The organism is Bradyrhizobium sp. P3_C3 (genome assembly GCF_056402655.1).
Map to the genome: position 1 here is coordinate 84,157 of NZ_JBFUGY010000030.1, position 13,050 is coordinate 97,206.

11 protein-coding genes, 1 tRNA gene and 1 pseudogene are annotated in these 13,050 nt (G+C 61.4%); 8 read left to right on the forward strand and 5 right to left on the reverse strand.

Annotated features, from left to right (window positions below):
* Positions 1-170: 170 nt before the first annotated feature.
* Positions 171-686, reverse strand: a complete 516-nt coding sequence (locus tag AC1DW2_RS29065) for a MarR family winged helix-turn-helix transcriptional regulator (RefSeq protein WP_038943030.1) — start codon at positions 684-686, stop codon at positions 171-173.
* Between the two features lie 183 nt (positions 687-869).
* Here AC1DW2_RS29065 and AC1DW2_RS29070 point away from each other — a divergent pair, with 183 nt between their 5' ends.
* The 4 genes from AC1DW2_RS29070 (at position 870) to AC1DW2_RS29085 (ending at position 4,054) form a co-directional block, all read left to right on the forward strand.
* Positions 870-2,060, forward strand: a complete 1,191-nt coding sequence (locus tag AC1DW2_RS29070; protein WP_135216779.1) for an aromatic ring-hydroxylating dioxygenase subunit alpha — start codon at positions 870-872, stop codon at positions 2,058-2,060.
* A gap of 116 nt (positions 2,061-2,176) precedes the next feature.
* Positions 2,177-3,472 (forward strand): spinster family MFS transporter, encoded by a 1,296-nt coding sequence (locus AC1DW2_RS29075; protein WP_354112917.1) that lies wholly within the window; start codon positions 2,177-2,179, stop codon positions 3,470-3,472.
* Positions 3,473-3,614: 142 nt separating this feature from the next.
* Positions 3,615-3,818, forward strand: a complete 204-nt coding sequence (locus AC1DW2_RS29080; protein WP_135216777.1) for a hypothetical protein — start codon at positions 3,615-3,617, stop codon at positions 3,816-3,818.
* Positions 3,819-3,977: 159 nt separating this feature from the next.
* Positions 3,978-4,054: transfer RNA gene (locus AC1DW2_RS29085), tRNA-Asp, on the forward strand.
* Between the two features lie 38 nt (positions 4,055-4,092).
* Here the strand turns inward: AC1DW2_RS29085 and AC1DW2_RS29090 are convergent.
* Positions 4,093-5,286, reverse strand: a complete 1,194-nt coding sequence (locus tag AC1DW2_RS29090; RefSeq protein WP_477007739.1) for a hypothetical protein — start codon at positions 5,284-5,286, stop codon at positions 4,093-4,095.
* Complete coding sequence (locus AC1DW2_RS29095) at positions 5,273-5,575, reverse strand: hypothetical protein (RefSeq protein ID WP_477007740.1); 303 nt, start codon at positions 5,573-5,575, stop codon at positions 5,273-5,275. Before AC1DW2_RS29095 ends, AC1DW2_RS29090 begins: the two co-directional genes overlap by 14 nt.
* A 417-nt stretch (positions 5,576-5,992) precedes the next feature.
* Between AC1DW2_RS29095 and istA the strand changes: the two are divergent.
* Positions 5,993-7,483 (forward strand): annotated as a pseudogene (gene istA, locus AC1DW2_RS29100) (IS21 family transposase); the annotation flags it as partial.
* 8 nt (positions 7,484-7,491) lie between these two features.
* Complete coding sequence (gene istB / locus AC1DW2_RS29105) at positions 7,492-8,355, forward strand: IS21-like element helper ATPase IstB (RefSeq protein WP_039183785.1); 864 nt, start codon at positions 7,492-7,494, stop codon at positions 8,353-8,355.
* Positions 8,356-8,940: 585 nt separating this feature from the next.
* On the opposite strand, the gene AC1DW2_RS29110 is transcribed toward istB, so the two are convergent.
* The gene (locus AC1DW2_RS29110) at positions 8,941-9,378 is read right to left on the reverse strand and encodes a YybH family protein (RefSeq protein WP_014494436.1); all 438 of its coding nucleotides are present in this window, start codon (positions 9,376-9,378) and stop codon (positions 8,941-8,943) included.
* Between the two features lie 572 nt (positions 9,379-9,950).
* A complete protein-coding gene (locus tag AC1DW2_RS29115) occupies positions 9,951-11,513 on the reverse strand; it encodes a winged helix-turn-helix domain-containing protein (RefSeq protein WP_014494435.1) in 1,563 nt (520 codons plus the stop codon).
* A gap of 779 nt (positions 11,514-12,292) precedes the next feature.
* On the opposite strand from AC1DW2_RS29115, the gene AC1DW2_RS29120 reads away from it, so the two are divergent.
* Positions 12,293-12,763, forward strand: a complete 471-nt coding sequence (locus AC1DW2_RS29120; protein ID WP_477007741.1) for a hypothetical protein — start codon at positions 12,293-12,295, stop codon at positions 12,761-12,763.
* Positions 12,760-13,029, forward strand: coding sequence for a hypothetical protein (locus AC1DW2_RS29125; RefSeq protein WP_441260040.1), 270 nt, complete (start codon positions 12,760-12,762; stop codon positions 13,027-13,029). The genes AC1DW2_RS29120 and AC1DW2_RS29125 overlap by 4 nt, the downstream gene beginning before the upstream one ends.
* The last annotated feature ends 21 nt before the right edge of the window (positions 13,030-13,050 follow it).

A 13,050-nucleotide genomic window follows, 5' to 3' on the forward strand; every position in this document is an offset into this window, starting at 1 on the left:
GACTGTTCAACGCGCACCCCAACATGTCTGTTTGCTTGCGTCATGCCGTCGTTCCCCCAACGGCAGGCGCTTGCAGTGACGCTTAGGTGAGCGCGCGCGAATTCCCTAATTGAAAACCTCTTAGAAGGGTTCTTAGAAATGATCCAACATTCCCGGAGATTTCCGAGAGATCAGCGTGAAACTTTCTCGGCTTCGAGCATCTTCTCGGCTGTCGCCGTGAGACGGTCGATCTGCGCCAGCAGCGTCTCGAACTCGTCCTTGCTCAACTGTTCGAGCAATTGCCGATTGCGCTCCTGCGCGCCTTCGACGATCGCATCATGCGCAGCGAGCCCTGCCGCTGTCAGCGCGACCAGCACCTCGCGGCTGTCCTTCGGGTTCGCCGACTTCGCGATCAGCTTGCGCGAGACGAGCTCCGCGAGCGCGCGGCTGATCTGGCCCTTGTCCTGGCCGACGGCTTCGGCGAGCCGCGCCACGCTCATCGGCGGACGGCGACCGAGCGAGGCGACGAGACCGAACTCGACCGAGGACAATCCGGCGAGGCGTTTGTAGCGCAGGATGGCGCCGCGCTTGAGCAAATTGGCGAGCACCATCAGCCGTGACGACAGCATCACGGTGATCGGCGCCGGCGAGTGGCTTTCGTCCGCATCGGGCGATGCGTGCCCGTCCCTGCTCGATGTCTGGCTCATGATCCACCTCTGCCAAGAAAGCCGGGGCGTGCCAAGCGCTGGTAGCGCAACCTCCCCAACCTGATTCCAAATGCGATTAAGAGGCATTCTGGAATATCGTTGACATTGTCATCGAACTATTTTTCACTGGGTCACCGCATCAAAACGACCCGGCCACCTAAGGCCAGCGGCGGGAGGAACAGCATGACGATGACCCAGCGGGATCGCGATCTCGGCACCGCCTATGCGATGAAGCCGGCGCACACGCGCACCGAACTCACCTCGGTCGTTCGCGGCACGCCGATGGGCGAGCTGCTGCGCCGCTACTGGCATCCGGTCGCGCTGGTCAGCGATGCCACCGACAGGCCGAAGAAGGTCCGCGCGCTCGGCGAGGATCTGGTGCTGTTCCGCGACAAGCACGGCCGTGTCGGCCTGCTCCATGCACGCTGCTGCCATCGCGGCACCACGCTCTATTACGGCAAGGTCGAGGAAGACGGCATCCGCTGCTGCTATCACGGCTGGAAGTTCGACGCCGAAGGCCATTGTCTCGAGCAGCCCTGCGAGCCCGACGGCGGCCAGTTCAAGGACAAGGTGCGCCAGCCCTGGTACCCAGTCGAGGAGCGCTATGGGCTGATCTTCGCCTATATGGGCCCGGCCGAGAAACGCCCGGTGCTGCCGGCTTACGAATGCCTGGAAAACATGGACGAAGGCGAGTTCGTCGAAGCCGACGATTCCTCGATCGGCGGCGGCGGCCCCGCGATCATCCCCTGCAACTGGCTACAGCATTTCGAGAACGTGGTCGATCCCTATCACGTGCCGGTGCTGCACGGCTCGTTCTCGGGGCCGCAATTCACTGACATGATGGCCTCGATGCCGGAGGTGAGGTTCGACAAGACGCCGCGCGGCATCGCCGTGCGCTCGATCCGCAAGCAGGACGACGGCAAGGTGTTTTATCGCGTCACCGAAGCGGCCCTCCCCACGCTCCGTGTCGTGCCGAACCCGCGCGTGGCGCAATTCGCCCGCGTCGAGTCGATCGGCTGGACGCTGCCGATCGACGACACCTCGTTCCGCATCTACGTCGCCGGCCGCGTCAAGACTTCCGGCGACATCGGCCGCATGCGCTCGAAGTTCAACGGCAAATTCTGGTGGGACATGACGGAAGCCGAGCACCAGCAATTCCCGGGCGATTACGAGGCCCAGGTCGGCCAGGGCCCGCAGACCATCCACTCCGAGGAGCATTTCGGCCAGAGCGACCGCGGCATCCTGATGATCCGGCGCATGCTGAGCGAGCAACTGGAGGCGATGGAGGCAGACCGCGATCCGATCGGCGTATCGTTCGACGCAAGTGCTGCGCCAGTCGAATTCGAAGCGGGGAATTACATCCGCGAAGGCTGAGTTTTTGGCGCGTTTTCTTCACGCAAACCGGTATCCACTTCGCTCGAAAACGCTCTCGACCAGCCTCACGAAGGGCTGGACCGGCAACGATAACAAAGACAAATTGGGGGGATGCGATGGTCGATGTGACGTCACAGATGTCGGTGCAGACGACTGCGGCGGCAAAGCCCCCGGCGCGGCGCTATTACGTGCTGGGCCTGCTCACCATCATCTATGCGCTGAACTTCCTCGACCGCACGATCTTCAACGTCCTGATCGAGCCGATCAAGAAGGAGTTTCAGCTCAGCGACACCATGATGGGTCTGCTCGCGGGCTTCGGCTTCGCACTGTTCTATTCCCTGCTCGGCATTCCCATCGCGCGCGTCGCCGACCGGCTCAACCGGCGCAACATCGTCGCGGTGGCCCTTGCGTTCTGGAGTGCGATGACGGCGCTGTGCGGGTCGGCCTCGAGCGTGACCTCGCTGGCGCTGGCGCGCATCGGCGTGGGCATCGGCGAATCCGCGGGCTCGCCCGCCTCGCAATCGATCGTCGCCGATCTCTTCACCAAGAACGAGCGCCCGCGCGCGCTCGGCATCTACGCCATCGGCACCTATCTCGGCGTCTTCCTCGGCTATTTCATCGGCGGCTACGTCAACCAGCACTATGGCTGGCGGATGGCGTTCTACGTCGCCGGCCTGCCCGGCATCCTGCTCGCATTGATTCTGTGGCTGACGATCTCCGAGCCGAAGCGCGGCGCGATGCAGGAGAGTTTTGTGCCCGAGCCGCTCGGGCCGACACTGCGCTTCCTGGCCTCGCAGCAGAGCTTCATCATCGTGCTGGTCGGCTTCTGCCTCACCACCTATACGAACTACGCAACGGCGGCCTGGATCCCGCCGTTCCTGGCACGCGTGCACCATCTGTCGAGCGCCGAGATCGGCACCTATGCCGGGACCTTCAAGGGGCTCGCCGGCATGGCCGGCACCCTGCTCGGCGGCTTCGTGGTGGCGCAAATCAGCCGCCGCGACGACCGCTGGAAGCTGTGGGCGCCGGCGATCACCTCGGGGCTCGCCGGCCCGGTGTTCGCGCTGTGCATGCTGACGCAGGATTTCGCGATGATGGTCGCCATGCTGGCGCTGACCTCGTTCCTGGTCGGCTTCCATCTCGGACCGATCTTCGCGATTGCACAGACGGTGGCCAAGCCGAGCATGCGGGCGCTCGCCTCCGCCCTGATCGCGCTCACAGCCACCTGCTTCGGCCAGGGCGTCGGCCCGCTTGCCGTCGGCATGGTCAACGACGCCCTGAAGGGCACTTATGGCGCGGACGCGGTGCGCTATTCCCTGCTCTCGGCGGCGGTCACGACCACACTGGGCGCCCTGCTGTTCGTCTGGGCAGCCCGTTCGATCCGGGACGATATCGGCCGGGCGGCCGCCTGAGACCTGTTCCGGCCGCCAGCCCGGCGAAACCAAGCGGGCGTATTAATGAAACCATTTTGCGGAACCCGCGAAACCATCCGGAAACAGATGGTCCTTAAGACATGAGCCCATAGACGGCGGCTAAGCCCGTCGGGAGGCTTATATGAACCACTCAATTCACTCGGCTGATCGTGGCACCCACCTGAAGATCGTGGTGGTGGCGCTGGTTGCCGGTATTCTGGTCGCCGGCTTCGGGATCGCAGCCCGCACCAACGTCGATGACAGCCAGACCGCCCAATCGGCTCACGTGATCAAGGCCGGCAAGCCGGTGGCCGTGACCAGCGCAGGCACGTCAGAGATTCGCTGACACGCCCTGTTTCGGGCTGACCGAGGCCGCCGCCTGGCGGCCTTTTTCGTTTTCCAGAGCAATGCTTAGCCGATGCGTCCTGACAAAGCGCAACGTCCTTGACTTCACCAAGCCCCGCCTTTAAGTCCCCCCTCGTTCCGCGCGCTTTCAGCGAACCACGCGGGAGTAGCTCAGTTGGTTAGAGCGCCGGCCTGTCACGCCGGAGGTCGCGGGTTCGAGCCCCGTCTCTCGCGCCATTGTTTCAATGGCTTAGCGGTGGGCAGCCCCGTCAGTTTCAACTTTTTCCGCCAGCGAGTTTCAACTTTCTGAGCTTGTTCTGTTCCGAACCGAGCAGCCTCCGGCCGATTCTGCGCGCCTCATCCGCAGCCCTAACCGCCGCGATGTTCACCGGCATGTAGGTTTTCTGCAACCTCCGGTTCTGGTCGATGCTGTTCGCCATCTTCGCGGCAATGACCTCGACCGGCGCTCCTCCGGCATTCGCCTCGACGGGACCCGTCCGCCGCATGTCCATCAGCCGCCGCATCTCGCCCTTGCCGAAAACCGCCCGTCGCAGGTCCGCGAAATCGTCGATCAGCGAGTCCTTGGTATACGGAACCGGGACGCGAGGACGGCCGCCCTTGCCAGTCGGCTTGAAGCCCTTGGTGCGGAAGATCAGCGCATCGTCGTGCAGATCATAGTCCAGCCCGGCAACGTAGGCCTCGACAAGCCGCTGCGAGCGGGCTGTGAGCGTACCTATCGCCGGCTCGCCGGTCTTAGCCCGATCGCTGGTAAACGCCATGTCGGTGCCGCTGGTAACGGCCTGAGCGGGTGTCAAGGTGCGGGCGTCCACCGGGGCAAAGCCCGTATCCCACGCAATGGCGATGATACAGGCCAGCCCTCGATAGCCAGTGCGCCATCCTTCCTTGACTAGGCGAACAACCTCGCCCTCGCGCCAAGTCTCGGTGCGCCCAGGAACTCCAGTCTTTCGGATGACCTGTGACGGGTCCGCCTCGGGGATACAGAGCTTAAGGCCAGCCAAGACGTTGTATAGCGCCCTCCAGATCTTGAGCGCGCGTCCGGCCTCGCCATCGCCCTTCGTGGCCTTGAGCAGGCCGTACCACCGATCCAGCATTTCGAAGGTGACCGTCTTGGGATCGACGTCGCCGAAAACGGGCTCGATATACTTCCAGCCACGGTCCCAATCCTCACGTGTCCGGGTCGGTTTTGATTTCCACTCGTTGCTTCGACGGAATCGCTCAAATCCGTCGCCGACGCTCCCAGAAGGATAGAAGCGGGCTGGCGGCTTCTCCAGCCCCTTGCGGGCGCGCTGGTATCGGTCCTCCCATTCGCGCGCGATGGCCCAAGCATCAGGGCCGTCGTGCCCGCAGGACACGATCTGAAAGCCCATGGCGCGCATCTTCGCGGTGGGTAGCCAATACCCATGCTTCCCTTTGCGGACCACGTAATGCTTGAGCTTAATGTTTCCCAAGGCTCGCCAACCGCTCCTCAAACACGACACGGGCATCTACGGCCACACCAGATGATGCACCAAGACCGGCGCGTCGATCCAGCCAAGCGTCAATGGCCTGCAGATCGTAGTGGCCCGTCACGGGGCAAGCGGCCGGAAAGCCGATACGCTGCAGGGCCGACAGTTTGGTGAGGAAGTCCGATTCAGTTAGGTGCAGGCGCCGCGCGGCCTTCTGCGGCGGCACGAGGCGCGGGTCGACGGGAAAGCGAATGGCGCTTCCCCGAAAGTTGTCGTTGGCGATGTTGGGCAAAAGCGGGCCCCTGAGAATGAACTAATCGCAAACCTCGCCGGCCTGAACCGACGAACAAGCCGCTAAATGGCGAGCTACATCATTATTGTACGACGTTTCCGCCTGGATCCCAGTCAAAACCCGTAAATTTCTGCGGCGATGCCAAAGAAAAGAGCCGGTGCCCTACGAGGCGGCCCAGCCCCTATGGCGCACGCGATGAACGGCGGGAAGTAGAGCGCCCGCCCCTCTTTCGTGAGCGGGCCAGGGCGGTGTGGGGGCGCGGTAATGTTGTGTTTCTAGCAAAATGAGTAGTTAGCACAATTGTGTCATTCGGCCTGCAATATTGACCCCCTAAGCCGGGGGATCGGCGTCCAAAATTGACCCCCTATAGGTTGGTCTGTTGCGCTGCCTGCTTTGGAATGAAGCAGGTGGTCGAGGATGCTGATCGTGGAGACGATTGCGCGGATTCGGCGCGAGCACTTCATCAAGGGCAAGACGATCAAGGAGATTGCCCGTGACCTGAAGGTGTCGCGGAACACGGTCCGGAAGGTGCTGAGGTCAGGAGAGACCTCCTTCGAGTACGAGCGGCAAGTGCAGCCGCGGCCAAAGCTGGGACGATGGGCAGTAGAGCTCGACGGACTGCTGGCGGCGAACGCGGCCAAACCGGCTCGTGAACAGCTGACGTTAATCCGGATCTTCGAAGAGCTGCGCAGCCGTGGCTATGACGGCGGCTACGATGCGGTGCGGCGTTACGCCAGGCGGTGGAGCAAGGAACGCGGGCAATCGACCGCGGCTGCTTATGTCCCGCTAAGCTTTGCCCCAGGCGAAGCCTACCAGTTCGACTGGAGCCACGAGGTGGTCTTGCTGAGCGGCACCACGGTGATGGTGAAGGCCGCCCATGTCCGGCTCTGTCACAGCCGCATGCTGTTCGTGCGGGCCTATCCGCGGGAGACGCAGGAGATGGTGTTCGACGCCCACGACCGGGCGTTCGCCCTGTTCAAAGGCACCTGCACCCGCGGCATCTACGACAACATGAAGACCGCCGTAGAGACGATCTTCGTCGGTAAAGGGCGTCTCTACAATCGCCGCTTCCTGCAGATGTGCAGCCACTATCTGGTCGATCCGGTCGCCTGCACGCCAGCGTCGGGCTGGGAGAAGGGGCAGGTCGAGAACCAGGTCGGGCTGGTCAGGGAACGCTTCTTCACGCCGCGGCTGCGGTTCAAAAACCTCGACGAGTTAAACGCCTGGCTGCTCGACAAATGCATCGCCTACGCCAAGGTTCATCGCCATCCGGAGCTGGTCGATCAGACGATCTGGGAAGTGTTCGAAGCCGAACGCCCCAAACTCGTTCCCTATGCCGGCCGCTTCGACGGCTTCCATGCGGTGACGGCATCGGTCTCGAAGACCTGCCTGGTGCGCTTCGACAACAACAAGTACTCGGTCGCAGCCAGCGCAGTCGGACGACCGGTCGAGGTTCAAGCCTATGCCGATCGCATCGTGATCCGTCAGGATGGACGCATCGTTGCCGAGCACCCGCGATCCTTTGGCCGCGGCGATACCGTCTACGACCCCTGGCATTATGTGCCGGTGCTCGCCCGCAAACCCGGCGCCTTGCGCAACGGTGCTCCCTTCAAAGACTGGGTGCTGCCAGCCGCGATCGAGCGGATCCGGCGCAAGCTTGCCAGCACCGACGACGGCAATCGGCAGATGGTCGACATCCTCAACGCGGTGCTGACTGACGGTCTGCCCGCGGTGGAAGCGGCCTGTGCCGAAGCGCTCAGTCACAGCGTCCATTCGGCCGATGTCGTTCTCAATATCCTGGCCCGTCAACGTGAACCCGCCCCACCGGCCAACATCATGACGCCGGCCGCACTGACGCTCCGTCATGCACCGATCGCCGATTGTGCCCGCTACGACAACCTCCGGAGGACCATCTGATGGAACGAACCCAAATCTTCGACCTCATGGGCGAACTCAAGCTCTACGGCATGAAGGCTGCCTTCGACGAGATCATGGCAACTGCCGTCAAGCGCCAGCACGAACCTCAGCGCATTGTCGGCGACCTGCTCAACGCCGAGATCAACGAGAAGCAAGCCAGGTCGATCAAATACCAGCTCACCATTGCCAAGCTTCCGCTTGCCAAGGACATCGCCGACTTCCAGTTCGACGGCACGCCGATCAATCAGACACTCGTCAATGATCTTGCTGGCGGCGGCTTCATCGCCCAACAACGCAACGTCGTGCTGGTTGGCGGCACCGGCACAGGCAAAACCCACCTGGCCATTGCCATCGCCAGAAGCTGCATCCGATCCGGTGCCCGCGGCCGCTTCTTCAACGTAGTCGACCTCGTCAATCGCCTCGAGACCGAGACCCGCAACGGACGGCAAGGACGGCTCGCCGAGCATCTGACCCGGATGGACTTCATTGTGCTGGATGAACTCGGCTATTTGCCCTTCGCCCAGTCCGGTGGCCAGCTTCTCTTCCACCTCGTCAGCCGGCTCTATGAGCGCGCCTCCGTCATCGTGACCACCAATCTCGCCTTCGGCGAATGGCCGAGCGTGTTCGGCGACGCCAAAATGACCACCGCGCTGCTCGATCGGTTGACCCATCACTGTGACATCGTCGAGACCGGCAATGACAGCTGGCGCTTCAAAAGCCGCGACGACGATCACGCCACCCGCGCTCGTCTCGTCTCCGCTATCCCGGCCAGCTCCAACGAGCCGAGCGCTACCGTCAAACCGCGGCGCACGAAGGGGTCAAAATTGGACGCCGATGAGGGGTCAAATTTACAGGCCGATTGACAATGTTGCGGGCGTGCAGTCGTTCGATGACCTTGTCATCACTCAAAGCGGAACTAGCACGATTATCATGGCGGGAGCTGATCAAGTTACGCTTGCAAACTTCACGCACTTGATGACGGCGAATGACTTTTTGTTTGTTTGAGAGCGTTCCTTCGTCGGCGATCTAGTCACCGATCCTCAAATCCAAGGCAATCGCTCCAATGAATTCGGTCCTCAACCGCGACTGCTCCTGCTCATAAGCGAACGCATCATGAAGATAGCCCGCTGGATCATATCCGGCGGGCTGTTCGCGATGCGACTACTTCCCCTTCATCTTCGGGTCATTGATGTCGCGCCCGGGTTGGTCGATCCAGGGCTGCTCGAATCGCCTTGACCGCTAGCGGCCGCCGGAGAATTGCCGCCGCCGCCCGATCCAGCACCCCCAGCCCGCGCCGCCGCCGGCTCCGCCTGATCCAGCAGTCGCACTCCTGCCCGCCAGCTTCTGCTACCGACCCAACCCGGAGATCTCTTGCACCGGCGGCAAGTAGCCGTTTTGGGTGTCCGGTAAGGCCGCCGCCTCACCGGACGGATTAAGCCTCGACCGCTTTAGTTGAATGTTTGCAGCCTCAATTTGAGCGATCCGTCGGCTTGGCGTTCGAAGACGTGCGTCGCTAAACCACTGAAGGGAGACGGCTTGCCCTCCTTGTCCTTACCCGTAGCGCTCCACTTGGCTGTGCCGAACACAATTTTGTCGTCTCCGCCGGCGTCGATCATCTCCAACTTATGACCCGTCACACCGTTGGTAAAGAGTCCGGCAAAGAACTTCTCGATCTCAGCCGGACCCGACGCGACCTGATGTGTTGGCGGCATCAATTTTGCCGTTGCGACATAGGAGGCGCCGATGGCTTTCTCGTCCTGCTTGTTGAATGCGGCATCCCAAGCGGCGTAAGCCTTCTCCACGTCCTCTTTGGCGTCCGCGGCCAACGAAACTCCCGGCGCGCCGAGCAGACAAATGATTAGTGCTGATGTTTGAGCCAACTTCATAGGATACTCCTCTATTGCATAATGCCTTTCCCGATTTCTCAGATAATCAATCCGATCGTCTGCCGCGGCTGCGCTCCCGCCAGCATGCCGACACCGTCGCCGGTCGCGCTGCAGCCGGCCATTCGTTCATTAGGAAGGAGGCGCAGGCGGCGCTAACTTCAACTGCGCCATTCACCTCGGGAGTCCACATCGCGCGCCATGACACCGCTAATGCAGCCGGTCACACATGCGCCGAACTTCAACCACCATGACCAGTTCTGCGAAGGCACATTCATCATGATTGGTTGGTAGGACTCCACCCAATAGTTCGCGGAACAGCAATTCCGGGCAATTACGGTCAACGGCGCTGACAAATGGGAGACGCGGCACACCATTGCCCAGGTCGGAAATCCCTGCGTTGGTCACAGTGTAATTCGGCCTTGGCCCTTAGCTATCATCTGTCTCAATCGCCGTATTGTCGGCTTTGGGCTTTGAGCTGACCAAGGTCGGACACCAGCTAGACAGCCGCTTGTGACCCAAAGCCGACGTAGGTCAGGAACGCGCTGAAGTCGACTTCTGACCCGAAGCGCTCATCATCCTTCCGGCACGCCAGCGAGGCGCCAGCCTTCACACAAGCGCTGCACCCCGGCAAGGTAAATTGGATTGTCGCTTTGTTGAGCTGCGAGCAAGCGACGAATGGTGAAACCTGAGTTGAGCGCAAGTCCCGTTCTCGCAGCAGTTCGCGCCTCATCGAGCGCGCCGGTCAAGGCCAAGGCAGCGGCGAGCGATATATGAGCGAGATGAAAGTTACGGTTCGCCTCGGTGCTTCGTCGCAGCCAACTAACGCCTTCGACGTCTGAACCAAGCAGCAGCTTGGCCACGCCCGCAAAACACGCCCACTGGTAGGCGAAAACGTCGCGAGGAGAGAGCCGTAAAGCTTCGAGTATATGGCCTTCGGTCTCGGCAGCGCGACCTATGTAGGATTTTGCGAAACCAAGGGCAGCATGAGCGTGGACCAAATTCGGAGCCAGCGCCAACGCAAGTTCGAACTCACGGATGCCTTGGGCGGCCCGGTTCGTAAAGGTCTGGACCCAACCCCGAGCCATGTGGGCTGAGGCACTGTTCGGCCTAATCGACAATACCTTGTTCACCATCGCCTCGGCCGCCGCAAGCCGCGCGGGCCCATCATCCGTCGTAAAGCTACCTCCAACTACCGTATCAACATTTGCCAGACCAATCATTGCTTCGACGTTGCCGGGATCGAACTCCAGCGAGCGTTCGAAGAAGCCCCGCGCTTGCGTCACGCATTCAAGGCTAATCCCCTTCATCAACCAGGCCCGGCCCTGGAAACACAAGTCCATCGCATCGGGATGCAGCGTACGCTCGGCTCGTCGCGCCTCAGCCTCAATGAGCTGGGCACCTAATGTACCGGCGAGCCTCGATACGATTTCGTCCTGCATATCGAACAGGTCGCCGACAGGCTTCTCGAAGCGCTCGGCCCAAAGATGCTGGCCGCTCTTAGCATCGATCAACTGCACGTTCATCCGGAGTCGCTTGCCGCTGCGTTGCACTGAACCTTCGAGCACGTAGCGAACGTTTAATTCGTGGCCGACCTGCCGTACATCGACTGCTCTACCCTTGTATGAGACGGCGCTGTTCCGTGCGATTACAAATGAACCAGCGATGCGCGACAAGTCCGTGGTCAAGCTCTCGGTTACACCATCCACGAAATAGTCCTGCTCGCGATCACCGCTCAGGTTCGCGAAGGGTAGCACGACGATGGACAGGCGCGGCGGCGCGTCGTCGGTTCGCTCGACTGGGCCCACCGTCTGACTTGCGGGCCTCCGGTCTTCCTGCACTGCACCAACGAAGCGGAAACCTTTGCGCGGCAATGTTTTGATCAACTGCTGTTTCTCGCCCGTGTCGCCGATTGCGCTCCGGGCGGCATTGAGGCGAGTCGTCAGCGCAGCATCCGAGACGATGCGACCCTTCCAAACGGCGTTGATGAGGTCGTCCTTGCTGACGACGCGCTCTCTGTTTCGGATCAGGTATTCGAGCAGATCGAACACTTGGGGTGCGACAACAACCACGTCTGTTGCGCGCTGCAGTTCGCGCCTGTCGGTATCAAATGCGTAATCCTCAAAAAGAAACCGCAAGCTGCATTCCCTCTCCGGGGCCACCCTCGGAAACCATAACAATAAGCTGCCAGTGAGGAAAATGTAAGCGAGCTGTTAGTGCGCCACTAGCGACCAACGCCTTCGTCCTTAGATCCGCGGCCGGACTGGCGTTCCTTATTCCCTCTCCTCCCGCTTGTGGCCCTTAGAGGTCGACCCAGCATGTCCGCTAGATGTCCGCTCCTTGGGGGTGAAGCAGACTTGATATGCTCAGGCCGAGTTCTTCCGGGTGTGACCCATAGCGCACTGGTCGCGCCCTTTGCGCAGCGAAGGCGCCAATCGAGATTGCGGAAATCGTTGGCTGACCGCTTTCGCCGCTCGCGGAATCATACGGGATGGCAGACGACCTATCCTTGCGCCGGACCAAAAGAAAAGCCCGGCATCGCTGCAGGGCTTGAGGTCATGAAAAAATTTACGTGATGAAGGCTAGTAGCAATAATTTTTCCCGTTATTCCAATCTCCTTTGATGAAGATGCGTTCGCGGATGACGAACGACAAGAAGGCCGCAATCAGGGTTGAAGCTGCACGAATGGCTTGGGCCAACTCGCAATAATTGCGCAAAGATTCATTCCCCGAAAATGGACCAATTGAAAATGCCTAGCGAAGAAAGCGGTAGCGAGGGGTTCAAAACGACCAGAACCGCTGCGCATCGGTACGGCGGCTTCTGGGCAGCCTATTGACCAACCTATTGGGCTCGGCCCAAGACCACGCGCAAGCCCCAGCGACTGGCTCAAGGCTCGGCTAGCCCCTATCCTGTCGCCATGATCAACACCGCCCTCACCCGCCGCCGCGCCGACAATCCGCATGAGGAGACCTGGCATATCTACTTTACCGACGTCCGCATCGGCGCGATCGGCGTGCGCACCGGCGTGCCTGTGCACGCCGATCAATGGGGTTGGTCGGTCGGCTTCTATCCCGGCATGGAGCCAAGCACATGGCGGAGTGGCATAGCCGCCACCTTCGAAGCCGCGCGCGAGGCTTTCGAGACCGCTTGGTCGGATCTACAGCCGAACATCACCCACAATGCCTTCGCCGAATGGCGCCAAGACCGCGACTGGCGCGCCGCGATGGCGGCCAAGCGGGCGCGGAGCGAGAAGCTCGACAGCGAGATCCGGAGCACGCTTATGCGCTGCATCTGCGGGACCACATTCGACAGCTGGAGACCGGCGGAGAGCTACCAGCACCGCGCACATATCACCGCCGCGCAGGCGGCCAATGGGACACGCCTATGAAGCACACCGAAGAACGACCCTATGCAGATCCGGAGGCGGCCGCTCGCAAGCTCGTCGAGCTCGCAGCCAGCGTCGAGGCCGTACAGGACGGCCGAATCTATATCGAGAGGATCAACGCGCCCTTCTTGTTCAAGCTGGAGGGCAGTGGCAGCGAGTTCGGCGCCGGGCTCAAACACGCGATCGAGCGCGGTTGGTTGTGGAAGCACGAAAGCGGCACGTATGTGAAGCTGATGCCGTCCAGTGAAGACCTGCTGGCCCGCAAATAAAGGCGTTCTGAACCTGCGGCA

What these genes read in the sequence shown, in the direction of transcription:
- AC1DW2_RS29065 (WP_038943030.1), bottom strand. Translation starts at nt 686, where the DNA reads ATGAGCCAGACATCGAGCAGGGACGGGCACGCATCGCCCGATGCGGAC.
- AC1DW2_RS29070 (WP_135216779.1), top strand. Translation starts at nt 870, where the DNA reads ATGACGATGACCCAGCGGGATCGCGATCTCGGCACCGCCTATGCGATG.
- AC1DW2_RS29075 (WP_354112917.1), top strand. Translation starts at nt 2,177, where the DNA reads ATGGTCGATGTGACGTCACAGATGTCGGTGCAGACGACTGCGGCGGCA.
- AC1DW2_RS29080 (WP_135216777.1), top strand. Translation starts at nt 3,615, where the DNA reads ATGAACCACTCAATTCACTCGGCTGATCGTGGCACCCACCTGAAGATC.
- istB (WP_039183785.1), top strand. Translation starts at nt 7,492, where the DNA reads ATGGAACGAACCCAAATCTTCGACCTCATGGGCGAACTCAAGCTCTAC.
- AC1DW2_RS29110 (WP_014494436.1), bottom strand. Translation starts at nt 9,378, where the DNA reads ATGAAGTTGGCTCAAACATCAGCACTAATCATTTGTCTGCTCGGCGCG.
- AC1DW2_RS29120 (WP_477007741.1), top strand. Translation starts at nt 12,293, where the DNA reads ATGATCAACACCGCCCTCACCCGCCGCCGCGCCGACAATCCGCATGAG.
- AC1DW2_RS29125 (WP_441260040.1), top strand. Translation starts at nt 12,760, where the DNA reads ATGAAGCACACCGAAGAACGACCCTATGCAGATCCGGAGGCGGCCGCT.